Genomic DNA, 24,476 nt, shown 5'->3' on the forward strand with positions numbered 1-24,476 from the left:
TCCCTAGAGCTTCGAGCTCTCTAAAGGGTTGTCGTAGACTACGACGTTGATAGGCAGGGTGTGTAAGCGCTGTGAGGCGTTGAGCTAACCTGTACTAATTGCCCGTGCGGCTTAACCATACAACACCCAAGAGGTTTTGGGTTGGACTCGAAATAAGCCAGTTGATTGTGGCGAGAACGAACAGCTTTCTAGATWYGTGTTTTGACTGAAAAGTGAAGACACACCMAATTTTGCTTGGCGACCATAGCGCTTTGGACCCACCTGACTCCATGCCGAACTCAGTAGTGAAACGAAGCAGCGCCGATGGTAGTGTGGGGTCTCCCCATGTGAGAGTAGGACATCGCCAGGCTCTAATTACAATTGATTAAAGCAAAGAGATATAAGCCTTTAGTCATACAGAATTGGTGCGGAGTGGTAGTTCAGTTGGTTAGAATACCGGCCTGTCACGCCGGGGGTCGCGGGTTCGAGTCCCGTCCACTCCGCCACTACTTAGAAACCCTAGCTGAAAAGCTGGGTTTTTTTGTATTGGACGACCAGACAAATCGCTTTATAAATAAGCGATTAAACGTTTGACTAGTAATTGATGGTGGTAATTTGTCGCGAGATCGCTACAATNTCAGTAGTGAAACGAAGCAGCGCCGATGGTAGTGTGGGGTCTCCCCATGTGAGAGTAGGACATCGCCAGGCTCTAATTACAATTGATTAAAGCAAAGAGATATAAGCCTTTAGTCATACAGAATTGGTGCGGAGTGGTAGTTCAGTTGGTTAGAATACCGGCCTGTCACGCCGGGGGTCGCGGGTTCGAGTCCCGTCCGCTCCGCCACTACTTATAGGGGTATAGCTCCAACTGGCAGAGCAGCGGATTCCAAATCCGCGTGTTGGGGGTTCGAATCCCTCTACCCCTGCCACCTAAAAAGCACCGACGCAAAGTCGGTGCTTTTTTTTTGTCGGTGCTTTTCTATCCTCTCTCTGACATCAAGTGTGCGGCAAGTGATAAGGTGTGTTTATCACTTGTATTTAGGCATTAACGATCGCAAAATCGGCGCCCGATGTAGGGGCAACCTATACTTTCAGTGGTGAGCTTTATGGTGGTAATTAAGTAATGAAACGACGTATTGGCAAGGTAGTGGCCTGGGGAAGCGCCATTTTAGTCCCAACGGCCATAGTGGGTGTCAATGGTTACTTTACTGTCCCCGATGGGTCACAGTTACACACTGTCTCTGGTATTTATCGCCAATGTGTTGATTATACCCATTCATTACCGCTGGATGAACAAGGCTACTTCTCTTTGCTGGTTTGGAACATTTACAAACAGCAGCGCCCACAATGGGATACAGCATTGACGCAGTATCGAGATCCGCATCGTCTTATGCTATTACAGGAAGCGAGTTTTGACCCTCAACTCGCGCGCTGGATTACACAGTCATCACTTCATTATGATCAAGCCTATGCGTTTGCGATGCAAGATGCGGTCGCTGGGGTCATGAACCTTTCTCAGGTTAATCCTCTCCATAGTTGCGCTTATACAGCGGTAGAGCCCTATTTACGCTTGCCCAAAAGTGCGCTGTACAGTGAGTATCAGCTTTCCAATGGTCAGCGACTGGCTGTGGTCAATATTCATAGCATTAACTTCACTTACGCGATGGCGGCCTATAAAAAGCAATTGGCAGCGCTTGAGCAAGCCTTGTTACGTGTTGATGGACCGATTATCTTGGCTGGGGATTTTAATACGTGGTCGCAACGGCGATTAGAAGCAGTCAGAGCAATGGTGTCGCGTTTGTCTTTACAAGAAATGCATTTTCAACCGGACCAGCGGACGACTAAGTTTGGGCTGCCTTTGGATCATATATTCTATCGCGGATTGACTGTGGAGCAGGCCAGTGCGATTGATAATGGTGCCTCCGATCATGCGGCGATGGAGGCACAACTTAAGGTGCTAGGGTGAGCGCTCGTCGCGTGTGATGCATTAACCCACAGCCGTAATGGATTAACTCACAGCAATGATGATCGCCCAGCCACCGAAAACAGCTACCCAGGGGAAAGTGGCGACAACAATGGCTTTACCTTGATTTAATGGTGTCCAGGTACCAATAGCGGTAATACTGAGGACCCAGTACCATGGTAGGAGCAAGGGTAAACTGGCTGCCCAGGCTGTCCAGGGTGATGTTAGCGGTAGCTTGAGCAGGCCATTCAGACTATTGAGATCAGCATGAGCTGGAAGGATAAAGCTCGGTGCGAGTGTCATATTGGTATAGCTTGCTAAATCACCAATGACTGCCGGCAGGAAAATAAAGCAGGATGCCGCTAACCAGTGACGATAGCCAAAGTTCGGCGCCTCTTGCTTGGTGGATAACCGGAACCAAAGGGCTAGGGCAAAAATCACCGCGGCACGACCAAACCAATCTCCCAATACTTCAGAGGCTAAGAGAGTTTCTCGTTGTAACCACTTTTCCGCTTCTGCTTGAGGCATGGATAGCTGTTGAGCCAGTGCTTGCTGAAGGGTTGATACATCCGTGTGATCAAAATAAGCACTCCAAAACGCAATCGCGCTCAAGCACATTAGTAAATAAGCAACCCAGCCCCACGCTGGTCGTTGACTTAGTGCGGCGAAACACGCACTTGGTCGGAGTACGGTGTCACGTAAGGCATAAAATGGATTGGTTGAGGCTTGCATCATGAGCCACTACTCCGTGAAATATCAATATGAAGCGTCAACTGTTCTCCCGGTTGGATATATGCGTTCTGGCGCAGTTGGTTCCATTTGATTAAATCTGACACGGATACCTTATATCGATGTGCAATCGTGCTCAGTGAATCACCTTGGCGAATACGGTAGGTGATTGTGCGAATACGTTGCGCATTGTTTTCTTTATCCCACACAACGAGCTGTTGACCAATGCTTAAAGTGTCGCGAGGACTCATGCCGTTCCACTTCGCGAGTTGGCGATAATCCACGTCATAACGACGCGCAATCGTCCAAAAACTATCTCCCTGACGTACTGTGTGAGTACGCTTATAACCATCACGCTCGGCAGTCTGCAAGGCGGCCAACCGTTGAGGAGCACTTAGCGTGTATTGAGACTCATCTTTGAGCGATACCGGGATCATTAAGCGTTGACCCACACGAATGCGTGATGAGCGTAACTGATTCGCGCGTTTGAGTACTTTTACCGTGGTATTATACTGGTCTGCTATCTCACTTAGGCTATCGCCCGACTTAACCGCATAGCGTTCGACACGAAGTCCCTGATTCTTATTTTTCGCGAGCTCGGTATTGAAGCGCGCCACCTTATCATTCGGCAGTAAAAGGTGAGTTGGGCCCGATGGAGACGTTGCCCAGTGGTTATAGGCTGGATTAAGGCTTTGCAGTTCTGACACAGTCAAACCCGCATAGTTAGCTGCTAACGCGAGATCCATTTGCATACCCGGATCGACCATGGTTAACACTGGCTGGTTAGGGATTTCAGGGAGATCTAAACCGTATTTGTTTTTATTGCGCAGCACGTCACCCAGTGCGATGAGTTTGGGCACATAACTGCTGGTCTCTTTAGGAAGATCAAGGTGCCAGAAATCGGTCGGTTTTCCGCGCTGCTCGTTACGTCGGATCGCTCTTGATACGCGCCCTTCGCCGGAATTGTACGCCGCGATTGCGTGTAACCAGTTGCCATCAAACATGTCGTGCAAGTACTCGAGGTAATCAAGTGCGGCATCGGTTGATTGGGCCACATCACGTCGGCCGTCATACCACCAGTTTTGTTCTAAGCCAAAGCGTCGCCCCGTAGCAGGAACAAACTGCCATAAGCCCGCTGCTCTACCATGAGAATAGGCAAACTGATCAAACGAGCTTTCAACAACAGGCAGCAGTGCCAGCTCGAGTGGCATATTACGAGCTTCTACTTTTTCAACAATAAGGTGTAAAAAGGGCGTCGCGCGCTCAGTCACGGTTGCGAGGTGATTAGGGTAGTTTAAATACCAATTTCGATACCGCCTCACCGATGCATTATTTGGGACAGGCAAGGAGAGTTGCATACTGATCCGCTGCCAAACATCCTCTTGTTTTTGCGGTGAGAGTACCGTGGGTTGGTTAGGTGCCGCTTTCTCTGGTGTTGCTGCGGTCTCTGTGGGCGCAGATGAAGCCTTCTGGCCCGCAATAGGAGGCGCTTTGTGGGCGATATTATCCGTGTCTTGAGCGTCACCCGTTGACTGACAGCCGCTCAGCAACAGTGTGCTCAATAAAACTAAACGGTACTTCATGGCATAAAAACCTTCGTCCAAAATAGCCGATGATGATAGGGGCTGGTCTCACTGATGACAAGAGACTCAGCTCAAAATTCGTCCTTCCACTGACGTAAGGCGCGGAAAACTTCTAATTCAGTATTATCTTGCGCACGCCCGCTGACCGCTTGAATCACGCTTGGCTCATGAATGCGCAAAAACGGATTGATACGTTTTTCGCGTCCAATGGTGCTCGGTAGTGTTTGTTTTTCCTGAGCGCGTAAGCGGTTCACTTCTTCGCGATACAAATGGAGATCATCGTTTTCAGGTTCGACAGTGAGTGCGAAGGCAACATTGGCTGCGGTATACTCGTGGGCGCAATAGACCTCTGTTTCAATCGGCAAGGAGGCTAGCTTCTTAAGCGAATTTAGCGCTTGTGCTGCGGTGCCCCCAAGCAAGCGGCCACAGCCAGCAGAGAATAGCGCATCACCACAAAACAGCTTCCCATCGCCAACAAAAGCGATGTGATCATCGGTATGTCCTTCAACACCGACCACTAAAAATCGATGATCGAAAACATCAATCTGATCGCCATCGCCTACTGCCATACTTAAGCGCGGGATAGGTTTGATCTCCGGTCCGATAACGTGGGCGCTGGGAGCGAAACGGACAAGCTCCTCAATACCATTCGTATGATCCCAGTGGTGATGTGTGATAAGAATGCAAGACAGTGTCAACGTATTTGCTTTGAGATAGTCAATAACCTGACTTGCTTCACCGGGATCGACCACGGCGCATCGATTATCTTCACTAATAATGAACCATATGTAATTATCGTTAAATGCAGGTATGCTTTTGACGTGAAGCATTGGGTTCTCCAGCGATAGAATGAGCCTTAATAATGAAACCAGCGCGCATTGAACATCAGTTTGACTATCCCTATACATGGGACCAGATTGCCTACGGTGATTGGGCGCGCACCCAATTGCAAACCCGGCTGGATGAGTGTCTGCCTACTTTATTCGGCTATCATTTGCTTAAATTAGGTGGATTAAGCTGCGAGCTAGTCAGTGAACAGTGTAACATTCAACACCAAGTCTGTGTCGATAAACACAACCCGATGCGTAACCTCACGGCTGCCCACTATGCCTTACCGTTTATCCAAAAGTCCTTTGATGTCTGTTTACTCGCACACCAACTTGATTATAGCGACGACCCGCACCGATTACTAAGAGAGGTCGATCGCGTGATGATTGACGATGGTTGTTTGATTCTTTCTGGCGTTAATCCAACCAGTCTACTGGGGATAAAAAAGCTGATTAGAGGTCGACATCAGCGCCTACCTTGGGGAGGACGAATGTTTTCACCGCTGCGCGTCAAAGATTGGTTAAGTGTTATGAACTATGAAATCATTACCGCCCATCAAATGGGTCTATGGCCAACACAACGCCCCAACGCTCGCCATGCGTGGGTTGAAAGTAGCGCCAGTATGATAACGCCCGCGTTAGGATCTATTTATCTTATTATGGCGCGCAAACGCAGTTATCCACTTAAACCGATTAAGCCCCGTTGGAAACTAAAGCAAGCGGTATCGCCGCTAGGGGGAGTTGTACCTAACGGCGGTTAGCGCACCATGTTTTTATGCGGGAGGCTGATAGCCTTCGTCCGTTTCGGTTGGTTGGTTAGCGGCTTGACGCGCGAGCTCATCACAACGTTCATTTTCAGGGTGACCGGCGTGGCCTTTTACCCAGTTCCACGTGATCTGGTGGTTGGCTGCCACCTGATCTAATTGCTGCCAAAGGTCGGCATTTTTAACTGGCTTCTTATCCGCCGTTTTCCACTGGCGCTTTTTCCAGTTATGGATCCACTGGGTAATTCCTTGGCGAACGTATTGGCTGTCCGTGGTCAAAACCACTTCGCAGGAACCTTTTAACGCTTGTAACCCGACAATCGCGGCCATCAACTCCATGCGGTTGTTGGTGGTGAGGGTAAACCCAGCACTTAGCGTTTTTTCATGCTGTTTATAGCGCATTACCACACCATACCCCCCAGGACCTGGGTTACCGAGGCATGAACCATCTGTGAAAATTTCTACCTGCTTGGTCATCTTTGATACTATAGGCTATTCATCTGAGCCAAGTTTGACACAGTTATTGCCATGAAAGCGAATTACGATCGTCTCATCGTGTTAGATACCGAAACCACAGGTATGAACCGCGAAGGTGGGCCTCACTACCGAGGTCACAATATTATAGAAATCGGTGCCGTTGAGATTATCAATCGCAAACTCACCGGTCGGCACTTTCATGCCTATATCAAACCCACGCGCGCGATCGACCCTGAAGCGATTTCAGTGCATGGTATTACTGATGCATTTTTAGCAGATAAGCCTGCCTATACGCACGTGCATCAGGCCTTCGTCGACTTTATTCAAGGTGCTGAGTTGATTGCTCATAATGCGCCCTTTGATGTGGGGTTTATGGACCATGAGTTTAAAAACCTCGGGGTATCGGTGCGAACCAATGAGATTTGCACAATCACAGATACCTTGGCAATGGCGAAGAAAATCTTCCCAGGCAAACGTAATAACTTGGATGTATTGTGTGATCGCTATGGCATTGATAACTCAAGGCGCACATTACACGGGGCTTTACTGGATGCGGAGATACTAGCTGACGTCTATCTGTTAATGACGGGTGGACAAACAGATTTATCCTTTAATGCAGGGACCGACACTGATAATGCAAGCCCAATGGCGCCGAGAACGGTTAAGCGTCAGAAATCGCTAAAGATCATCCCTGCATCGGCCGATGAAATGAGTGCGCATGAAGCGCGGTTAGACTTTATTGAACAAAACGGCAGCTGTCTTTGGCGGCAGTAGGAGCAGGCATGAGAAAGCGGTGGTGGGCAGTTTGTTTTTGTTTCCCTTTATTGGCACACGCCAACGAGCAAGAAATCCGGCTGCTGGAAAACCGCTTTCGCGTTGACCCCACGATTGAGCGTGCTGCGTTTGTCATTTATCGAGAAAAACCCAGCATGCCCGTGGTCTTGGTTCGGCCTGACGGAAGCAAATATTATGCATGGCGGCATCCCGATAATGTCTCTTGGCATCAAGAGGCTGATATGGACATTGTATCGATTAGCGATCCGATGCCCGGGCCGTGGCAAGCCATTGGTCGCGTTAGCCCTGATAACAAAGTGAAAGTACTGAGCGACTTACGCATGAAAGTAGAAGATTTGCCCAGTCGGCTTTATCAAGGTGAAGCGATTAAATTCACCGCACGATTAATGTTAGGTGATGACCCCCTTAATCTGCGAGACTTTATTCGGCGTGTGGATCTCACCGTTAGTTTTTCTGAGTTTGTTGACGATCCTGCCTCGCTTAACCCTGACCAACGTCCTCAGCCAAAATCGCTCGGCCAGTTTAGTGATGATGGAACAGGGCTGGATGAAGCGCCTAATGATGGGGTTTTTACTGTCTCGCTCCCTATTGATGTGATGCCAGGTAAGTATCGAGCGCGCGTGACATCGGGAAATGGGATCTTCTTTCGTACCCTTGAGCAAGAAGTCCTCGTTTATCCGACGCCACTTATGGCGACTTTTAAGCAAAGCCAAATAGATGATGAGCCGCATCAGTTAACTATCCAAATGGAACAAGCTAGCATTGAACCCGGCAGCGTGTCTGTTCATGCCAAGTTTACTGATACCGAAGGCAAGACAACGGTTTATCAAAAAAATAGTGAGGAAAAGTCAGAGACACTCTCGCTCGATATTCCCTATGCGAGTACGCCTGGGCAATATAAATGGCGCTCAACACTATATGCGACAGACCAATTGTCGGGGCGCTCCCTGGTTTTCCCCTTACCAGAGCAAACTTTTGCTGTTACAGATTACGCAGCGCTAGAACAAGCTGAAGCAGAGCGCGAAGCGCGTGAGCAGGCAATGATGGAGGCCGCCGAGGCACGGAGACGAGAAAGAGAGCAGGCTGAAGCACGTACAACGTCTCTCATTATTATTGGCTTAGGTAATTTACTTGTTATCTTGATTGGCGCCGCAACCTGGTTTGTGCTGAAAAAGCGTAAAGCACGAAAATTAGCTAAAGCCGCGCAAGAGCTTGAAGCTCCGCCACCAGATAAAGACGCGGAGTCAAATGAGGCAAGTGAAGAGACGGATGAGCTGGATATCGATGGATCGAATAAAAATGTTTAACCGTGGCGAATGATAAAATTTAGCCGTGGTTAATGATAAAAAAAGAGAGGGAAATCCCTCTCTTTTAGTGGTGCGCTCAAAATACAGTGCGGTTATGCCGCATTATGCATCTTGTTTTCTTTGACTGACGCGGCAGGTAACTCTGCAGGATCAAAGTCGTCGACATTGATCGTTTCGAGTCGACCTTGCTCGGCTTCTCGCAGCAAGTCGGCTTCTTGCTCGGAAATGACGCCAGCGTGTAACCCTTTATCGGCTACTTGATCCAGGAACATGAACGGCAACTTCTCGCCAAGACCATCACAGACCTTCTTATGGATAGGCTCAGCCTTGAGGATGTCATGCAACGCTTTCTCGATATTGCCGATCGCATTGCCTGGCTCAAAGAATTGACCACGACCAATCCGGTCACGCGTCGCACTAGGTGATTGTAAAATCACTGCCAATTTACCATCCAGACGATCACCCGGCTGGCGGCGTCCTCTACCAAGAGGGAACACCAAGGCTCTTACTAACCCGGCAATCACACGATTCGGGAAGTTTGCGAGGAAACCATCCAATGCTTGCTCTGTTTGGTACATCGCGTCTTGCATGCCCCAATGAACCAAAGGGAGATCCTCGGTCTGGTAGCCTTCGTCAGCGTAGCGCTTCATGGTCGCGGATGCTAAGTAGAGCTGGCTAAGCACATCCCCCAAGCGCGCCGATAAGCGCTCTTTACGTTTCAGGTTACCGCCCAATACCGCCATAGAGACATCAGCAAGTAGTGCCAGCGCAGAGCTGTAGCGATTCATCTGCTGGTAGTAACGACGTGTCGCGTCTTTGCGTGGTGCTTTCGAGAAACGTCCATCGGTTAAACCAAGCCAAAGGGTGCGAGCAACATTGCTAAATACAAAGCCGACGTGACCGAACAGTGCTTTGTCAAATGCTGCAAGTGCCGCTTGCTGATCGCTATTCTCGCTCGCACGAATCTCATCTAAGACAAATGGGTGACAACGAATCGCCCCCTGGCCAAAGATAATCATTGAGCGGGTCAGAATATTCGCACCCTCCACGGTGATAGCAATCGGTGAGCCCTGGTAATTCCGGCCCAAATAGTTTTTCGGCCCTAAACAGATGCCTTTACCACCAATAACATCCATCGCATCAATGACGCTCTGCTGGCTACGGTGGGTACAGTGATATTTGACGATTGCCGAGATAACAGAAGGTTTTTCGCCTGCATCAATACCTGTCACGGTCAACGCACTCGCGGCATCCATAACATAGGCATTACCCGCGATGCGAGCCAGCGGCTCTTCGATCCCTTCCATTTTGCCAATTGGCAATTTGAACTGACGACGAATACGTGCGTAAGCGCCGGTTGCAAGTGCAGCCGATTTAAGCCCACCTGTGGTATTTGAAGGCAGCGTGATACCGCGACCAATAGACAAGCACTCCATCAACATGCGCCAGCCTTGACCGGCCATTTTTTGCCCGCCAATAATAAAGTCCATCGGAACAAAGACGTCGTTACCTTGAGTCGGGCCATTTTGGAAAGGCACGTTCAATGGGAAATGGCGGCGACCAATTTGCACACCTTTCATATCGGTTGGGATCAATGCGCAAGTGATGCCGAGATCATCTTGATCACCGAGTAGATGATCGGGGTCGCGTAGCTTAAATGCCAAGCCTAAGACAGTCGCTACCGGTGCAAGCGTGATATAGCGTTTGTTCCAGGTGATTTTCATTCCCAGGACTTCTTCACCGTTCCAAACGCCTTTGGTCACTACGCCGTAGTCTGGAATAGAGCCCGCATCCGAACCGGCTTCTGGACTGGTCAATGCAAAACAAGGGATCTCCTTACCCTGGGCAAGGCGAGGGAGGTAGTGGTCTTTCTGATCCTCGGTACCATAATGCTGAAGTAGTTCACCAGGGCCGAGCGAGTTAGGAACACCCACGGTTGACGACAGTACACCAGAAACCCCCGACAGTTTTTGCAGTACTAAAGACTGTGCATATGCGGAAAACTCTAGGCCACCATATTGTTTTTTGATGATCATGGCGAAGAACTTATTGTCCTTCAGATACTGCCACACCTCTTCGGGAAGATCGGCAAGCTCGTGCGTGACCTGGTAGTCATCAACCATGCGACAGACCTCATTGACAGGTCCATCGAGGAAGGCTTGTTCTTCAGCGCTAAGTGTGGGGGCCGGAATATCATGCAATTTGTTCCAATCCGGGGCGCCACGGAATAAATCGGCTTCCCACCAGACGGTGCCTGCGTCGATCGCTTCTTTCTCCGTTGCTGACATTTCTGGCATCACGGATTTAAAGGCTTTAAATGCAGGCTTACTCAGCCAATTGCGACGAAATGTCACCATATTTAGTGGTAGCGCAATGACGGCAAAAATTAACCAAGTAATTTGCCCCACACTCCCTATGACTGTCCCTACAACTAATCCGGCTGCCAGTAAGACAGTCGATACCAGCAACTTAGCACGATGGTATGCGAGTACGCCGGCCAGTATTAGCATGGCGACGATATATAACCCTGTTGCCATCACGTCATCTCCTTCGGTTTAATTAAGCTCTTACGCGTCGTGGTAAGAGGTCGTACCACTCAATGTAACCAAAAAATTAAATAATTGTAAAATCATACGGTGTGACCTGGCCTGCAAGGTCAGAAAATCTTCACTGCAGTTATTGCACAAATGGAAAGATAGGTTGCCATTCAAGCAAACGTGACCGAGCTCGCTTGCTGGATGATAACGGTAGTCGACAGCCCTAAAACGATACGGGTACACTGATAGTTGAACTGACTGATGCCTAACGGGCGTGATATTTGTTAACAGTGGGAAGGTGCCATGTACCAAGATCTTATTCGCGGTGAGCTTTCAGAAGCAGCCGATGTGTTAACCGCATTTTTGAGTGATGACAATAACATCCAGCAGATTGAAAAAGCGGCGACACTCCTTGCTGATAGTTTTAAGGCCAGCGGCAAGGTGTTGTCTTGTGGTAATGGTGGCTCACATTGTGATGCGATGCATTTTGCTGAAGAACTCACCGGGCGTTACCGCGAAAACCGTCCAGGCTACCCGGCGATTGCCATTTCCGATCCGAGTCATATTTCCTGTGTCTCCAACGACTTTGGCTACGAGTATGTTTTCTCCCGTTATGTTGAAGCCGTGGGTATGAAGGGGGACGTTCTATTTGGCCTATCGACCTCGGGGAATTCAGGGAACATCTTAAACGCGATGGAAGCGGCTCAGAAAAAGGGCATGAAAACAATCATGCTCACGGGAAAAGATGGCGGCAAAATGGCCGGGCTAGCGGACATCGAAATTCGGGTTCCACACTTTGGTTATGCTGATCGCATTCAAGAAGTTCATATCAAAATTATCCATATTCTGATCCAATTGGTGGAAAAGGAAATGGCAGCATAATTCGCAGAGGTAGACGAAAGAATGTGTGAGTTGCTTGGCATGAGTGCCAACGTCCCTACGGATATTTGTTTTAGTTTTACCGGCTTAATTCAACGGGGCGGAAAAACAGGTCCGCATCGTGATGGTTGGGGGATTACTTTTTATGAGGGTAAAGGATTTCGTACCTTTAAAGATCCGGCCCCCAGCAGTCAATCTAAAGTCGCGGAGCTTGTAACCAGTTATCCGATCAAAAGCTGTTCGGTCGTTAGTCATATTCGTCAAGCGAACCGAGGCTGCGTGAGCTTGGAAAACACACATCCTTTTACGCGAGAAATTTGGGGACGCCATTGGACCTTTGCCCATAATGGCCAACTCTCTGGGTTTGAAAGTCTCGAGACGGGACATTTCAAACCCGTGGGAGAGACCGATAGTGAAAAGGCCTTTTGTTGGTTGTTAAACGAGCTGTTTAAGCATTATCCAAAGCAACCGGACAACATGTGTGAGGTGTTTGATTTTATTGCTTCACGCTGTGACCGATTGCGCGCGCTTGGCGTATATAACATGCTGTTTAGCGATGGCGATTATGTGATGGCGTATTGCACCAATAATCTGCATTGGATTACACGTCGTGCGCCATTTGGTCGAGCGAGTTTGATCGATCAAGAAATGACAGTTGATTTTCACGAGCAGACAACGCCGGATGATATTGTTTCAGTGATTGCGACGCAGCCGCTGACCAATAATGAGAGCTGGCATAAGATGCAAGAAGGGGAGTACTGCGTGTTCCACTTTGGCGAGGTCTATTGCTCGAACCAAGCGAGCGTCGCCACATCATGATCGAACAGGCGCCGAGGCGCCTGTTCATCGCAATGCCGGTCAATCGTCAGCTGCATGGCCTGAAGGACCGAGTGGCTGATTGTCCAACCAAGCTTTCCCAGCTTCCATTTTAAGCCGTCCATCAATAAACCATTTAACCACTAATGGATAGATTCGGTGTTCTTGTTGTTGAACACGGGCGGCGACGGAATCAATCTCATCATTGGCAAAGATAGGGACGCGAGCTTGTAATATCACAGGCCCACCATCAAGTTCTTCTGTGACAAAATGTACCGACGTCCCATGCTCTTTGTCGCCAGCATCAATCGCGCGCTGGTGGGTATGTAATCCCGTGTATTTAGGGAGCAGTGATGGGTGAATATTCAGCATCCGCCCTGCGTAATGGCTGACAAAACCTGGGGTTAAAATACGCATAAAGCCAGCCAATACCACTAAGTCGGGTTGATGAACATCGATAGCCCGAACCAAAGCCGCGTCATAGTCTTCGCGGCTGGCATATGCTGTATTAGCAACGACCTGAGCGGGAATATCGGCTTGCTCGGCACGTGTTAGGCCATACACGTTTGCTTTATTGGCGATAACAGCAACGATGCGTGCCTGATGCCCCTGATGAAACTGATCAATGAGCGCTTGCAGGTTTGAGCCACTACCAGAAATTAACACAACAATGCGTCTCATTCTGTGAGCTCCACTTGCGCTTCATTAGCGTTTGCATGGGCAATATGACCCAGTTGCCAAGCGGTTTCTCCTGCTTCATTGAGTAACGCTATTGCTTTCTCTGCTTCGGTTTGTGGTAGCGCAATGACCAAGCCAACACCACAGTTAAACGTACGTAGCATTTCGTAATCGCTGACATTGCCTTTTTCTTGCAGCCAGTCAAAAATTGCAGGCCACTGCCAGCTGTTATTGTCGATCACTGCTTTTGTCCCTGCAGGTAATACGCGGGGAATGTTCTCCCAAAAACCGCCACCTGTGATATGCGACACCGCGTGGATTGAGGTTTGCTCCTGCAGCGCCAAGACAGATTTGACGTAAATACGGGTCGGTGCCAACAAATGTTCGATAAGCGGTTGACCGGCCAATGGTGTGCTGAGATCCGCTTGGCTCACATCGAGGATTTTACGGATCAGGGAATAACCGTTTGAGTGCGGACCACTGGACGCAAGGCCAATCAGTGCGTCGCCATCGCCGACATTGCTGCCATCAATCAGCGCCGACTTTTCCGCCACCCCGACACAAAAGCCAGCGACATCATAATCGTCGCCACTATACATTCCCGGCATTTCAGCGGTTTCGCCGCCGATCAAAGCACAGCCGGCTTGTTGGCAGCCGTGTGCGATTCCGGTCACGACATTGGCAGCGACGTCGACGTCGAGCTTTCCTGTGGCATAGTAATCAAGAAAAAATAACGGCTCTGCGCCTTGCACAATCAGATCGTTGACACACATCGCCACCAAATCGATGCCAATTGTGTCATGTTTATTCGCGTCCAATGCAAGGCGTAGCTTGGTTCCAACGCCATCCGTACCAGACACCAGTACGGGCTCTTTGTATTTGGTTGGCAATGAACAAAGTGCACCAAAACCGCCTAGTCCTCCCATCACTTCAGGGCGATGTGTTTGTTTCACCACACCTTTAATACGATCGACCAGTGCGTTGCCGGCATCAATGTCGACACCTGCATCTTTATAGCTAAGAGATGATTGTTTACCGCTCACTGCAGTTCCTCGCCGGAGTTGGAAATCAAAAGTCGACGCTATTCTATCAGCGCATTCAGTGAAAGGAAAACGTTTGCGTGAGCAGTTTGGTGAGGTTCTAATCGATATATCAAGCGCTATCTCTACGCTAGCAAATTACTTTCATGTATACTATCGAGAATTTGTTTTTTGTAAGGAGTCTAAGATGAAGGTCGTGGAAGTAAGGCACCCGTTAGTCAAACATAAAATCGGCTTGATGCGTGAACGTGATATCAGCACCAAGCGGTTTCGTGAGCTTGCCACCGAAGTAGGTAGCTTGTTGACTTATGAAGCCACCTCAGACTTCGATACAGAAAAAGTGACGATCGATGGCTGGGATGGCCCGGTTGATGTCGACCAAATTAAAGGTAAAAAAGTGACTGTGGTGCCTATCCTTCGTGCTGGACTCGGTATGATGGATGGTGTCTTAGAGCACGTTCCTGGCGCGCGGATCAGTGTCGTGGGTGTCTATCGTGACGAAGAAACCCTTGAACCTGTGCCTTATTTTCATAAACTGGCGAGCAACATCGATGAGCGAATGGCCTTGGTTGTGGATCCGATGTTAGCAACCGGTGGCTCTATGATTGCGACGATCGATTTGTTGAAAGAGCAGGGCTGTCAGCAAATTAAGGTTTTGGTTTTGGTCTCAGCGCCTGAAGGGATCGAAGCACTGAAAAAAGCACACCCAGATGTGGAGCTTTATACTGCTGCCATTGATGAGAAGTTAGATGATAACGGCTATATTGTTCCTGGTTTGGGCGATGCTGGCGATAAGATTTTTGGCACTAAGTAACTAGGTCATTAAGTGACCAAGTCGTCACAAACCAAGTAGCCAGACGCCAAGTCATCAAATTAATCGTTTGGAAAAACAAAAAAACCGCTAAGTACTAGCGGTTTTTTTAGTTTCAGGAGCTTAGCTTAGCGAGGTAGCGCCGGATTTGCGCTTCAATGCCGGTGCTGTCTAATTCGATATCGGCATGGATTTCTTGTTGTGTGCCTTGCGAAATAAAGCGATCGGGTAAGCCTATTTGCAGGACGGGTTTCACCGTGCCTTGCGCCATCAATGTTTCAATGACGCCAGAGCCAGCGCCGCCCGCTACCGCATTCTCTTCCACGGTTACCAAGCAGTCATGGGCTTTTGCCATCTCCTCGATCAGTGTGTGATCAAGCGGCTTAGCAAAGCGCATATCGACAACCGTTGCGTTGAGTGTGTCTGCCGCGTCCAACACGCTTGGCAGTAAGGTGCCAAAGTTCAGAATGGCGATGTGTTCACCTTGACGTTTGACCACGCCTTTCCCCACGGGGATAGCTTGCATTTTATCTTCAATAACAGCGCCCATCCCGCTACCTCGAGGGTACCGCACTGCGGCGGGACCATCATGAATATGACCGGTATACAGCATTTGACGGCATTCGTTTTCATCACTGGGCGTCATGACAACCAAATTTGGGATGCATCGTAAGTAACTTAAATCAAACGCACCTTGGTGAGTTTGACCATCGGCGCCGACAATACCACCGCGATCAATCGCAAATAACACCGGAAGATTCATGATCGCGACATCATGAATAAGCTGATCATAAGCGCGTTGTAGAAAGGTCGAATAAATCGCGACCACCGGATGGTAGGTTCCAATCGCCATACCCGCGGCAAGCGTTACCGAGTGTTGTTCCGCGATAGCGACATCAAAATATTTATCTGGGTGTGCCTTAGAAAAGCGGACCATGCCAGATCCTTCTCTCATGGCTGGCGTGATGGCTAACAATTTGTCATCTTGTTCGGCCATATCACAAAGCCAATCACCAAACACATTGGAAAAAGTAGGGCTGGAAGGCTTGGACTTAGGTAACGTATGCACGCTCGGATCAAACTTGGGGACAGCATGATAGCCAATCGGATCGTTTTCTGCCGGCGCGTAACCTTTGCCTTTTTTGGTCATCACATGTAAAAATTGCGGACCTTTTAGGTGGCGCATATTTTTAAGGGTTTTGACCAGCTCTTCGACATCGTGCCCATCAATCGGACCAATGTAATTAAAGCCTAATTCTTCAAACATGGTGCCAGGCACGACCATGCCTTTGAGGTGTTCTTCCGCACGACGTACCAATTCTTTAATCGGGGGGGCGCCGGAAAGCACTTTTTTGCCGCCTTCGCGAATGCTGGTATAGACATTGCCAGAAAGCAATTGCGCAAAATGATTATTCAAGGCGCCGACATTTTCTGAGATAGACATCTCATTGTCATTCAGTACGACCAACATATCGGGCTTCACATCCCCAGCGTGATTCATGGCTTCAAAAGCCATCCCCGCGGTGATGGCGCCGTCGCCAATCACACTGACTACGCGCCGGTTCTGCCCTTCTTTTTCCGCGCAGATAGCCATCCCGAGTGCTGCGCTGATTGAGGTCGAAGAATGCCCAACTGACAGCACATCGTAAGGGCTTTCTTCTCGCCAAGGGAAGGGGTGAAGGCCATCTTTTTTCCGAATCGTGGGCATCTGCTCCCGCCGTCCGGTTAAGATTTTATGGGGGTAAGCTTGATGCCCTACATCCCAAACAAGATGGTCGAACGGCGTATTATAGACATAATGCAGCGCCACAGTGAGTTCCACCGTTCCCAGCCCTGAGGCAAAATGGCCGCTGGAATGACTCACTGTGTTGAGTAAATAGGTACGTAACTCCTCGCACAACTGAGGCAAGTGGTCACGCGGTAAGGTGCGTAACTCTTCAGGCGTATCAGCAAGCGCGAGGGTTGGGTATTTTGATATATCCAATGTCATAATGGTTCGACGCTTTTATTAATCATGCTAGTTGTTGCGCTCGATGATATATCGGGCAAAAACCTCCAGTTGCTCGGTATTGTAGGGGATCGCCTCCAAGGCGTGTAGTGCTTCTTGGTAAAGTTGCGTCGCTTTTTCTTGCGCGCCAGCCAGCCCCAGTAAAGCAGGGTAGGTGCTCTTTTCCGCATTCACATCGGAACCTTGAGGCTTTCCAAGCGTTTGCGTGTCGCTGGTGATATCCAAAATATCATCCTGAACTTGGAATGCGAGCCCGATAGCATCCGCAAATCGGTCTAACGATCCGAGGTGTTTTACCCCAGCATCCCCAGCCGCATAGGCCCCCAATCGTACCGCCGCTTTAATGAGTGCACCGGTTTTATTACGATGAATTTGCTTCAAGGCATATAAATCAACGGCTCGGCCTTCTGCGGCTAAATCAAGTGATTGACCCAGGCACATCCCGGATGCGCCGCTTGCATTGGCCAATACTTTCACCATTTCAATACGGTACGGTTGAGCATTTGGATTGAGTTCACCTTCAGCAAGCACGCTAAAAGCCAGTGTTTGTAGCGCATCACCGGCGAGAATCGCCGTCGCTTCATCGAATGCAACATGACAAGTCGGCTGACCACGGCGCAAGCTGTCGTTGTCCATCGCCGGTAAATCGTCATGGATTAATGAATAAGCATGAATACATTCTACGGCTACTGCGGGTGTGTCGAGCTGCGCAAGCGGTATACCGAAAAGTTGCCCCGTCGCATAGGTTAAAAACGGGCGAATCCGTTTTCCTCCCAATAACAAGCCATGGCGCATCGCTTGAATAAGAGGTTGTTCCTGATGGTCTAGGGTATAAAGCCAGGTTTCAAGTTGTCGGTTACTTCGCGTTTGCGTCTCGCGCAGCGTATCTTTTGCAACAGTACTAGTCATCGTCTTGGGGGGAAAACTCAGTCAGTGGTCCATCGTCTTCTTGCGAAAGCAAGATCTCGACCCGTTGCTCGGCGTTCGCCAAGGTTTTTTGCCCTTGACGGGTTAAGGTGATACCACGCTCGAAGCGTTTCATTGCCGCATCAAGCGGCAGTTCGCCGGACTCTAACGCGCCAACGATACTGTCTAACTCTTTGAGCGTGTCCTCAAAGGTCATATTTTCTGGTTTCTTCACAGCCATGATGCCATAAAATTAGAAAAGAAAGGCTAGACGGTAACTCAGCGGTGAAAAGTGGTCAAACCGCAGAGGCCGATTTTGTGTTCTTACCCCAAGTGGTAAATGGCATGTTATTCTAATTGATATTGACGGATTTACGCTAAACCTAAAGGATTGGTTGCCGATATAACCAATACCCTGAAAATGAACAACAATGACTTAGTGGTAGTTAAGGGAGACTGACGTGGATATAGCGACGCTCATCGGCATCCTCGGTTCGTTCGCATTCGTTGTCATGGCGATGCTGCTGGGCGGCACCATGAACATGTATTTTGACGTTCCATCTGTGTTGATCGTCATCGGGGGCAGTCTATTTGTTGTCTTAACCAAATACACGATGGGGCAATTTTTTGGCAGTTTTAAAATCGCGGGTAAGGCTTTTATGTTTAAGTCTGATGACCCGGAAGATTTGATTGCCAAGATTATCGAAATGGCGGATGTTGCTCGTAAAGGCGGGTTTCTCGCCCTCGAAGAAATGGAAGTGAATAACTCGTTTATGCAAAAAGGTGTCGACTTGCTCGTTGATGGCCATGACGCGGATGTGGTCCGTGCCACCTTGAAGAAAGATATCAGCTTGACGGAAGAGCGGCATGATCACGGAATTGGTTTTTATAACGCGTTAGCGGATGTCGCCCCAGCAATGGGGATGATCGGGACCTTGATTGGTCTGGTTGCCATGCTTTCTAACATGGATGATCCTAAGGCCATCGGCCCGGCAATGGCAGTGGCTTTGCTGACGACTATGTACGGGGCGATGCTGGCAAATATGGTGGCGACTCCGATTGCCAACAAGCTCGCACTACGCAAAGAACAAGAGAAGTTAAACCGTCGTCTTATTATGGACGGCTTACTCGCGATTCAAGATGGTCAAAACCCACGTGTGATTGATGGTTTTTTGAAAAATTACCTCAATGAAGGCAAGCGTGCAGTGGATGTCGATAATTAAAGCGTCTGCGTTGAACATCAAAAATAGCGAGATTTAAGGAGTCCTCATGGTACAACAGCAAGAAGAAGAAGAGGAATGCAAATGCCCGCCTCCCGGCTTACCGCCTTGGATGGCGACGTTTGCAGACTTGATGTCACTGCTCATGTGCTTTTTCGTCCTTCTGTTGTCCTTTTCAGAAATGGACGTGCTCAAATTTAAGCAAATCGCTGGCTCGATGAAATTTGCGTTTGGGGTACAAAACGTCCTTGAGGTGAAAGATATTCCTAAAGGGACCAGTGTGATTGCACAAGAGTTTCGTCCTGGCCGCCCAGAGCCGACGCCTATTGAAGTGATCATGCAGCAAACCATTGACATGACGCAGCGCACCTTGGACTTTCAAGAGGGGCAAGATGATCGCTCTGGCGGATCGCAGCGGACAACCGCTGACAAAGAAGGTGGATCGAGTGCTCAGGTTGCATCACAGCTTGAACAACAACGGATGCAAGAGCAACTTGAGCAGTTACAAAAAGCCTTGATGCAGGCGTTACAGCGCGAGATAGAAGAAGGCGCTATCGAGGTTGAAAATCTAGGTCAGCAGCTGGTTATCCGCGTTCAAGAAAAGGGGGCGTTTCCTCCCAATTCTGCGTTTTTGCAGCCTAAGTTCCGCCCCATGGTGCGCCAAATTGCGCATCTGGTAAAAGATGTTCCTGGAGAAATTAAAGTGTCAGGCCATACTGATAGCACACCGCTAGAGTCTGAGCTATATCGATCTAACTGGGACATCTCCGCACAGCGTGCGGTCTCAGTGGCACAGGAAATGGAAAAAGTGCCCGGCTTTAACCATTTGCGGATGAAGGTAGAAGGCTTGGCCGACACCCAGCCACGAGCACCGAATAGCTCTGCTGACAATCGGGCCGCCAACCGGCGTGTAGAAATCGCTGTGATGCAAGGGAAACCAAGCTTTTCAGACGAGATCTCTGCTGATGATGTGGCTGATCCCATCCCTTAACATCCTCTGCGACGGTCACGACTTATCGATTCCGATGCGTGAGCGTCGCCTTATTGCCGTTTAATAGACACAAAAATAGCCGGTTTCAGCGGCGCCTTGGTTATTGTATAATCCGCGGCTTTATTTCCAGCTGTATCGAACCGGTTATGAAGTTTATTGTTAAAATTCACCCTGAGGTGATCGTCAAAAGCGAGTCAGTCAGAAAGCGTTTTACTAAAATCCTCGAATGCAATATTCGTAATATTCTAAAGCGTCGGACTGGTAATACGGCGGTATATAACCGTCGGGATCACATTGAGGTGACATTAAAACAACCGGACGAGTGTCAGCTGGTGCTGGATGTGCTAACTAACACGCCTGGCGTCCAAACTGTGCTTGAGGTAGAGCAGACACTGTTTAACGATTTGCATCATATTTATACACTCACTTTAGAGGGGGTGCGTGATCAAATTGAAGGGAAAACGTTTTGTGTCCGAGCCAAACGCCGCGGCAAGCATGACTTTAGTTCTATTGAGCTTGAACGCTATGTGGGCGGTGGGTTAAACCAAGCTGTTCCGTCGGCAAGCGTACAGCTGAAAAAGCCTGACGTAACCGTGATGATGGAAGTTGACCACGATAAGCTGAACTTGGTGAAGTATCGTCATACCGGCTTAGGCGGCTTCCCGCTGGGTACGCAAGAAGACGTACTGAGCTTGATATCGGGCGGCTTCGACTCAGGGGTGTCGAGTTACCTACATATAAAACGTGGTAGTAAGGTTCACTATTGCTTTTTTAATCTTGGCGGCAAATCTCATGAAACGGGTGTGCAGCAGGTTTCTCACTATCTTTGGAATAAATTTGGTTCCTCGGCCAAAGTGAAGTTTATTTCGATTGATTTCGAGCCGGTGGTTAATAGCATTCTCGAAAACGTTGATAACGGTCAGATGGGCGTGGTGTTGAAACGCATGTTTGTGCGTGCGGCGAGCATGGTTGCAGAGCGCTTCGGTATTCAGGCCTTGGTAACCGGCGAGGCTTTGGGTCAAGTATCTAGTCAAACACTCACTAACTTGCGCATGATTGATAACGTCACTGATAGCCTGATTTTGCGCCCGCTGATCAACTGGGACAAAGAAGATATTATTGATACTGCACGCAAAATTGGCACCGAAGATTTTGCCAAAACCATGCCTGAGTACTGTGGGGTGATTTCGAAAAAGCCCACGGTCAAAGCGGAAAAAGCCAAGTTAGAGCATGAGGAGTCAAAGTTTGACTTTAGCTTGTTAGAACAAGCGGTTGATCAGGCGACGATCATGGATATCCGTGCCATTGAAGCGCTAAGCAAAGAGAAAGCGCCAGAAGCGGAATGGGTCAACGAGGTTGAAAAAGATTCCGTCGTTTTAGATATTCGCAGCCGCGAAGAGCAAGAAGACAAACCACTTAAGGTTGAAGGTGCGAACGTCGCTCATATTCCCTTCTTTAAGTTGGCGACGCAGTTCGGTGATCTTGACCAAAGTAAAACCTATTTGCTCTATTGTGAACGTGGCGTAATGAGCCGACTGCAAGCCCTGTACCTCAAAGATATGGGCTTTGATAATGTGAAAGTCTATCGGGTTTAATCATTGTGAACGTAAAAAACAGGCAGCCCAATCGGCTGCCTGTTTGCGATTAGGCGCTGAACCGATTTATCCTTCGCTGAATTTTTTCTCATAATGCAATTGAGGCAACGGCATCATAGGCTCAGCGACCTGCCAGGCCAGCTTTTTGCCGCCAAGTACATGCACGATTTCAATCGCGAACTCCATCGCTGAGCCGGGTCCCTGACTAGTAATTAAACGGTGATCATAATCGGTCATCACTCGGCGCCGACTGAGCCATTGCTCGGGGATCTGCTCACTGACACTCGGATGGCAGCTCATATGCGATCGAGGGAACAGCTGGTGGCGTTGCAGAACTAAAGCCGGCGCCGCACAAATCGCCGCGACCCAAGCCTGATCGCTTTGCTGCTGCTTAATGATCTCTGTTACCAGCGTGCTGTCACCTAAACATTGTGCGCCGTCGATACCACCCGGTAAAACCACGCAATCAAATGGTTGATCGGCCACCGCAGCGAGTGTGGTGTCACAGACGATCACCACCCCACGAGAGCCGGTGAGGGTGAGCATCCCATCAGGTGCCGCACTGGCGACAGTCACGTCAAACCCCGCTCGTCGCATCACGTCAATCACGGTGACTGCTTCTATTTCTTCGCTGCCGGGGGCCATACAAATGAGGAGACGTTGTTGACTCATGAGGATTCCTTATGCCGTTGACCTTGTTGTACCGCCTGATAGAGCTGGTGATGATGCGGGGCCGATATGTGGTGTTCGGCCGCGCGCTGCAACACATAGCCGGTAATGTATTCGAGCTCTGTCGGACGTTGATAGAAGACATCACGATTCATGGATGAATAGTTGTTTGCGGTTGCTTTTACCACGGTATCAATCTGTTGGCGGATCTCTGTCACAGAGGTGTGGACGCCTTCAGCGCGCATCACATTGGCTAACTCTTGGCATAGTTCGCGAATGATAGGATCGTAGTCAACTTTGAGCAACTCACCATTTTGAATGCCATGCACCGCGGTCAGTGGGTTAATTACGCTGTTGATCGCCAGTTTATACCAAAGTGACTGAAAAATGTCGCGCTTCCACGTCGCGGTGGGAAGGGCATGATCAAACACCTCGGCAATAAAGGTGCAGGCATGGCCGGCTTGATTACCTGGCCCAATAGCGGTTGGTCCATGCCCGGTGTGCTGATAATCACCGGTACGGGTGCGACAGACACCATGAGATGTGGTAGCAAGCAGCAGAGGTTGAGCGTCAGGTAACTGTGTTGCCAACCATTGATGTGGTCCCATTCCATTGTGCATAAGTACAACCAGAGTCTCTGGGTGTAAGTAGGATAGATAGGGAAGCAGTGCGGCTTGGATATCATAGGCTTTGGTGCAGACTAACCAGAGATCGCTTTGTTGTATCAAAGCGGTTTGGTTGGCGGGCAAGGTGAACAATGTGCCGTCTAAAGAAAGGGTGCGTTCACTTGCGTGGTCTCGCGTGACCAGATTAATGCTATGTCCTGCTTGGGTTAGTTTCACCGCCCATAATGTGCCAATGGCGCCAGCACCAATTAGGGTAATCCTCATCACATCGCCTGCTTGGTTAAAACCTTAGTGTATCATAACCATAGAGGATGAAGGGCAAAGCAGGAAAGCAGCGCGCCGACGAGGGCCGGCGCGCTAGTCAGTTAGAATTTGTAGGTGGCGCTGAGGTAGTGAGAAATGCCTGAGCTTTCAAGGTCTTTCGGGCCCTTATCTTCAATCAGGTAGACGTCATTGTAAGCCTTGAGGCCATATCCGAGGGCGTAGTTATCTGAATGCCAGTATAGGCCGTTAAACATCGCACCACCGTGGGTCGCTTGGCTTTCGCCTTTGAAAGTGTCATCGGCACCAAACTGGTAATCGATATAACCTTGGTAAGACAGGAAACTGCCGTTGTCAAAGAAGTGGAAAGGCTTAAACCAGTTGGTGGAGAATTGATAGCCATTCCAGTCTTTGTTGTTGATGTCATACAAGCCATAAAGGTTCATGCCCACTTTGCCAAACCAAGGCAGTTCAACATCGGCACCGACACCCCAGAACGAGCTGTTAGTGTCACCATCGCCGCCGCCCCAGTTAAACAGGGTCGAGAAGTAGACTTCTTGTACAGGGCCAAACGACAAGTCTTGCCCGGTGATGCCGTCAATTGAGAAACGGGGCGCTAATTTCATAAAAGACTTGGGTTTGTCTTTCTTATTGTTGTTATTGCTGTCGCTTTCTGCCAAGTCAAAAATATCGACGTAACCATAAAGATCGACCACGCCTTTACGGCCGCCAAACTCCATCTCGAGATAGTTATGGTCTTTAGCATCTCCAATCTTTTGTGGCTTTTCGTTGATGGCATACATCGCATTAAACTGAAGCCATTTGTGATCATTTTTGTAAATGTCATCGGAGTAATCGGCGGCGTTAGCAACGGATACACCGCTGGCTGCGATAACGGCGAGTGCGAGTAGGGATTTTTTCATAGTGACTGTCTCTGCTGGGTGTTAATTACACGGTACGCGTTTGTTAAGAGCAGTATATTGATTAAGTTCACTATAAAGAATGTAATATATAT

The 24,476-nt window shown here is 49.1% G+C and carries 23 protein-coding genes, 3 tRNA genes and 2 rRNA genes; 15 read left to right on the top strand and 13 right to left on the bottom strand.

From position 1 onward, the window contains the following. The 6 genes from BZG77_RS12660 to BZG77_RS12685 all read left to right on the top strand — a co-directional run. Positions 1 to 119, top strand: a 23S ribosomal RNA gene (locus BZG77_RS12660); the annotation flags it as partial. A gap of 114 nt (positions 120 to 233) precedes the next feature. After that, positions 234 to 349 (top strand): 5S ribosomal RNA (rrf, locus tag BZG77_RS12665). 59 nt (positions 350 to 408) lie between these two features. Further along, a tRNA-Asp gene (locus tag BZG77_RS12670) sits at positions 409 to 485 on the top strand. 261 nt (positions 486 to 746) lie between these two features. Beyond that, positions 747 to 823: transfer RNA gene (locus BZG77_RS12675), tRNA-Asp, on the top strand. A gap of 8 nt (positions 824 to 831) precedes the next feature. After that, positions 832 to 908: transfer RNA gene (locus tag BZG77_RS12680), tRNA-Trp, on the top strand. A 194-nt stretch (positions 909 to 1,102) separates the two neighbouring features. Then, positions 1,103 to 1,945: an endonuclease/exonuclease/phosphatase family protein gene (locus tag BZG77_RS12685; RefSeq protein ID WP_077647503.1), complete on the top strand. Its 843-nt coding sequence runs from the start codon at positions 1,103 to 1,105 to the stop codon at positions 1,943 to 1,945. Positions 1,946 to 1,987: 42 nt separating this feature from the next. Here BZG77_RS12685 and BZG77_RS12690 read toward each other — a convergent pair whose 3' ends face one another. From BZG77_RS12690 to gloB, 3 genes are all read right to left on the bottom strand, one after another. Further along, positions 1,988 to 2,677 (bottom strand): YIP1 family protein, encoded by a 690-nt coding sequence (locus tag BZG77_RS12690; RefSeq protein ID WP_241844155.1) that lies wholly within the window; start codon positions 2,675 to 2,677, stop codon positions 1,988 to 1,990. Beyond that, on the bottom strand, positions 2,674 to 4,254 hold the full coding sequence (locus BZG77_RS12695) for a lytic transglycosylase (protein ID WP_108743992.1): 1,581 nt from the start codon (positions 4,252 to 4,254) through the stop codon (positions 2,674 to 2,676). The genes BZG77_RS12690 and BZG77_RS12695 overlap by 4 nt, the downstream gene beginning before the upstream one ends. Positions 4,255 to 4,325: 71 nt before the next feature. Beyond that, positions 4,326 to 5,084, bottom strand: a complete 759-nt coding sequence (gene gloB, locus BZG77_RS12700; protein WP_077647504.1) for a hydroxyacylglutathione hydrolase — start codon at positions 5,082 to 5,084, stop codon at positions 4,326 to 4,328. A 32-nt stretch (positions 5,085 to 5,116) separates the two neighbouring features. Between gloB and BZG77_RS12705 the strand changes: the two genes are divergently transcribed. Beyond that, complete coding sequence (locus BZG77_RS12705) at positions 5,117 to 5,842, top strand: class I SAM-dependent methyltransferase (RefSeq protein ID WP_077577247.1); 726 nt, start codon at positions 5,117 to 5,119, stop codon at positions 5,840 to 5,842. A gap of 12 nt (positions 5,843 to 5,854) precedes the next feature. Here the strand turns inward: BZG77_RS12705 and rnhA are convergent, their stop codons facing one another. Then, a complete protein-coding gene (gene rnhA, locus BZG77_RS12710) occupies positions 5,855 to 6,322 on the bottom strand; it encodes a ribonuclease HI (protein ID WP_077647505.1) in 468 nt (155 codons plus the stop codon). A 51-nt stretch (positions 6,323 to 6,373) separates the two neighbouring features. On the opposite strand from rnhA, the gene dnaQ reads away from it, so the two are divergent. Both dnaQ and BZG77_RS12720 read left to right on the top strand, forming a co-directional pair. After that, positions 6,374 to 7,096 carry a DNA polymerase III subunit epsilon gene (gene dnaQ, locus BZG77_RS12715; protein ID WP_077647506.1) on the top strand — a complete coding sequence of 241 codons (723 nt, stop codon included), beginning with the start codon at positions 6,374 to 6,376 and terminating at the stop codon, positions 7,094 to 7,096. Between the two features lie 8 nt (positions 7,097 to 7,104). Continuing rightward, a complete protein-coding gene (locus BZG77_RS12720; RefSeq protein ID WP_077647507.1) occupies positions 7,105 to 8,424 on the top strand; it encodes a TIGR03503 family protein in 1,320 nt (439 codons plus the stop codon). A gap of 92 nt (positions 8,425 to 8,516) precedes the next feature. Here BZG77_RS12720 and fadE read toward each other — a convergent pair whose 3' ends face one another. Then, positions 8,517 to 10,961, bottom strand: a complete 2,445-nt coding sequence (gene fadE, locus BZG77_RS12725) for an acyl-CoA dehydrogenase FadE (protein ID WP_077647508.1) — start codon at positions 10,959 to 10,961, stop codon at positions 8,517 to 8,519. 303 nt (positions 10,962 to 11,264) lie between these two features. On the opposite strand from fadE, the gene lpcA reads away from it, so the two are divergent. Both lpcA and BZG77_RS12735 read left to right on the top strand, forming a co-directional pair. Beyond that, positions 11,265 to 11,843 carry a D-sedoheptulose 7-phosphate isomerase gene (gene lpcA / locus BZG77_RS12730; RefSeq protein ID WP_021024160.1) on the top strand — a complete coding sequence of 193 codons (579 nt, stop codon included), beginning with the start codon at positions 11,265 to 11,267 and terminating at the stop codon, positions 11,841 to 11,843. A 21-nt stretch (positions 11,844 to 11,864) separates the two neighbouring features. Then, on the top strand, positions 11,865 to 12,659 hold the full coding sequence (locus BZG77_RS12735; RefSeq protein WP_077647509.1) for a class II glutamine amidotransferase: 795 nt from the start codon (positions 11,865 to 11,867) through the stop codon (positions 12,657 to 12,659). A gap of 39 nt (positions 12,660 to 12,698) precedes the next feature. On the opposite strand, the gene purN is transcribed toward BZG77_RS12735, so the two are convergent. Together purN and purM are read right to left on the bottom strand one after the other, a co-directional pair. After that, positions 12,699 to 13,337, bottom strand: a complete 639-nt coding sequence (gene purN, locus BZG77_RS12740; RefSeq protein WP_077647510.1) for a phosphoribosylglycinamide formyltransferase — start codon at positions 13,335 to 13,337, stop codon at positions 12,699 to 12,701. After that, positions 13,334 to 14,377: a phosphoribosylformylglycinamidine cyclo-ligase gene (purM, locus tag BZG77_RS12745; RefSeq protein ID WP_077577244.1), complete on the bottom strand. Its 1,044-nt coding sequence runs from the start codon at positions 14,375 to 14,377 to the stop codon at positions 13,334 to 13,336. Before purM ends, purN begins: the two co-directional genes overlap by 4 nt. 184 nt (positions 14,378 to 14,561) lie before the next feature. Between purM and upp the strand changes: the two genes are divergently transcribed. Continuing rightward, the gene (upp, locus tag BZG77_RS12750) at positions 14,562 to 15,188 is read left to right on the top strand and encodes a uracil phosphoribosyltransferase (RefSeq protein WP_021024156.1); all 627 of its coding nucleotides are present in this window, start codon (positions 14,562 to 14,564) and stop codon (positions 15,186 to 15,188) included. Between the two features lie 112 nt (positions 15,189 to 15,300). Here the strand turns inward: upp and dxs are convergent, their stop codons facing one another. The 3 genes from dxs to xseB are packed head-to-tail and all read right to left on the bottom strand — an operon-like array spanning position 15,301 to position 18,340. Next, positions 15,301 to 17,175: a 1-deoxy-D-xylulose-5-phosphate synthase gene (gene dxs, locus BZG77_RS12755; RefSeq protein WP_077647511.1), complete on the bottom strand. Its 1,875-nt coding sequence runs from the start codon at positions 17,173 to 17,175 to the stop codon at positions 15,301 to 15,303. A 27-nt stretch (positions 17,176 to 17,202) separates the two neighbouring features. Then, positions 17,203 to 18,102 (bottom strand): (2E,6E)-farnesyl diphosphate synthase, encoded by a 900-nt coding sequence (gene ispA, locus BZG77_RS12760; protein WP_077647512.1) that lies wholly within the window; start codon positions 18,100 to 18,102, stop codon positions 17,203 to 17,205. Beyond that, on the bottom strand, positions 18,095 to 18,340 hold the full coding sequence (gene xseB, locus BZG77_RS12765) for an exodeoxyribonuclease VII small subunit (RefSeq protein ID WP_077647513.1): 246 nt from the start codon (positions 18,338 to 18,340) through the stop codon (positions 18,095 to 18,097). The genes ispA and xseB overlap by 8 nt, the downstream gene beginning before the upstream one ends. Before the next feature lie 220 nt (positions 18,341 to 18,560). On the opposite strand from xseB, the gene pomA reads away from it, so the two are divergent. The 3 genes from pomA (at position 18,561) to thiI (ending at position 21,905) form a co-directional block, all read left to right on the top strand. Next, on the top strand, positions 18,561 to 19,322 hold the full coding sequence (gene pomA / locus BZG77_RS12770; protein WP_077647514.1) for a flagellar motor protein PomA: 762 nt from the start codon (positions 18,561 to 18,563) through the stop codon (positions 19,320 to 19,322). A 46-nt stretch (positions 19,323 to 19,368) separates the two neighbouring features. Continuing rightward, complete coding sequence (locus BZG77_RS12775) at positions 19,369 to 20,310, top strand: flagellar motor protein MotB (protein WP_077647515.1); 942 nt, start codon at positions 19,369 to 19,371, stop codon at positions 20,308 to 20,310. 146 nt (positions 20,311 to 20,456) lie between these two features. After that, positions 20,457 to 21,905 carry a tRNA uracil 4-sulfurtransferase ThiI gene (gene thiI, locus BZG77_RS12780; RefSeq protein WP_077647516.1) on the top strand — a complete coding sequence of 483 codons (1,449 nt, stop codon included), beginning with the start codon at positions 20,457 to 20,459 and terminating at the stop codon, positions 21,903 to 21,905. Between the two features lie 66 nt (positions 21,906 to 21,971). On the opposite strand, the gene BZG77_RS12785 is transcribed toward thiI, so the two are convergent. The 3 genes from BZG77_RS12785 to BZG77_RS12795 form a co-directional block, all read right to left on the bottom strand. Further along, positions 21,972 to 22,577 (bottom strand): DJ-1 family glyoxalase III, encoded by a 606-nt coding sequence (locus tag BZG77_RS12785; protein WP_021024149.1) that lies wholly within the window; start codon positions 22,575 to 22,577, stop codon positions 21,972 to 21,974. Next, on the bottom strand, positions 22,574 to 23,464 hold the full coding sequence (locus tag BZG77_RS12790) for a ketopantoate reductase family protein (RefSeq protein ID WP_077647517.1): 891 nt from the start codon (positions 23,462 to 23,464) through the stop codon (positions 22,574 to 22,576). Before BZG77_RS12790 ends, BZG77_RS12785 begins: the two co-directional genes overlap by 4 nt. Before the next feature lie 101 nt (positions 23,465 to 23,565). Continuing rightward, positions 23,566 to 24,384, bottom strand: a complete 819-nt coding sequence (locus BZG77_RS12795; RefSeq protein WP_077647518.1) for a nucleoside-specific channel-forming Tsx family protein — start codon at positions 24,382 to 24,384, stop codon at positions 23,566 to 23,568. Positions 24,385 to 24,476 lie beyond the last annotated feature (92 nt).

Source organism: Salinivibrio sp. IB643, from assembly GCF_001996105.1.
GTDB classification, from domain to species: domain Bacteria; phylum Pseudomonadota; class Gammaproteobacteria; order Enterobacterales; family Vibrionaceae; genus Salinivibrio; species Salinivibrio costicola.

Excerpts from the sequence above, each read along its gene's own strand:
- BZG77_RS12685 (WP_077647503.1), top strand. The coding sequence starts at position 1,103 with ATGAAACGACGTATTGGCAAGGTAGTGGCCTGGGGAAGCGCCATTTTA.
- BZG77_RS12690 (WP_241844155.1), bottom strand. The coding sequence starts at position 2,677 with ATGATGCAAGCCTCAACCAATCCATTTTATGCCTTACGTGACACCGTA.
- BZG77_RS12695 (WP_108743992.1), bottom strand. The coding sequence starts at position 4,254 with ATGAAGTACCGTTTAGTTTTATTGAGCACACTGTTGCTGAGCGGCTGT.
- gloB (WP_077647504.1), bottom strand. The coding sequence starts at position 5,084 with ATGCTTCACGTCAAAAGCATACCTGCATTTAACGATAATTACATATGG.
- BZG77_RS12705 (WP_077577247.1), top strand. The coding sequence starts at position 5,117 with ATGAAACCAGCGCGCATTGAACATCAGTTTGACTATCCCTATACATGG.
- rnhA (WP_077647505.1), bottom strand. The coding sequence starts at position 6,322 with ATGACCAAGCAGGTAGAAATTTTCACAGATGGTTCATGCCTCGGTAAC.
- dnaQ (WP_077647506.1), top strand. The coding sequence starts at position 6,374 with ATGAAAGCGAATTACGATCGTCTCATCGTGTTAGATACCGAAACCACA.
- BZG77_RS12720 (WP_077647507.1), top strand. The coding sequence starts at position 7,105 with ATGAGAAAGCGGTGGTGGGCAGTTTGTTTTTGTTTCCCTTTATTGGCA.
- fadE (WP_077647508.1), bottom strand. The coding sequence starts at position 10,961 with ATGGCAACAGGGTTATATATCGTCGCCATGCTAATACTGGCCGGCGTA.
- lpcA (WP_021024160.1), top strand. The coding sequence starts at position 11,265 with ATGTACCAAGATCTTATTCGCGGTGAGCTTTCAGAAGCAGCCGATGTG.
- BZG77_RS12735 (WP_077647509.1), top strand. The coding sequence starts at position 11,865 with ATGTGTGAGTTGCTTGGCATGAGTGCCAACGTCCCTACGGATATTTGT.
- purN (WP_077647510.1), bottom strand. The coding sequence starts at position 13,337 with ATGAGACGCATTGTTGTGTTAATTTCTGGTAGTGGCTCAAACCTGCAA.
- upp (WP_021024156.1), top strand. The coding sequence starts at position 14,562 with ATGAAGGTCGTGGAAGTAAGGCACCCGTTAGTCAAACATAAAATCGGC.
- dxs (WP_077647511.1), bottom strand. The coding sequence starts at position 17,175 with ATGACATTGGATATATCAAAATACCCAACCCTCGCGCTTGCTGATACG.
- ispA (WP_077647512.1), bottom strand. The coding sequence starts at position 18,102 with ATGACTAGTACTGTTGCAAAAGATACGCTGCGCGAGACGCAAACGCGA.
- xseB (WP_077647513.1), bottom strand. The coding sequence starts at position 18,340 with ATGGCTGTGAAGAAACCAGAAAATATGACCTTTGAGGACACGCTCAAA.
- BZG77_RS12775 (WP_077647515.1), top strand. The coding sequence starts at position 19,369 with ATGGTACAACAGCAAGAAGAAGAAGAGGAATGCAAATGCCCGCCTCCC.
- thiI (WP_077647516.1), top strand. The coding sequence starts at position 20,457 with ATGAAGTTTATTGTTAAAATTCACCCTGAGGTGATCGTCAAAAGCGAG.
- BZG77_RS12785 (WP_021024149.1), bottom strand. The coding sequence starts at position 22,577 with ATGAGTCAACAACGTCTCCTCATTTGTATGGCCCCCGGCAGCGAAGAA.
- BZG77_RS12790 (WP_077647517.1), bottom strand. The coding sequence starts at position 23,464 with ATGAGGATTACCCTAATTGGTGCTGGCGCCATTGGCACATTATGGGCG.
- BZG77_RS12795 (WP_077647518.1), bottom strand. The coding sequence starts at position 24,384 with ATGAAAAAATCCCTACTCGCACTCGCCGTTATCGCAGCCAGCGGTGTA.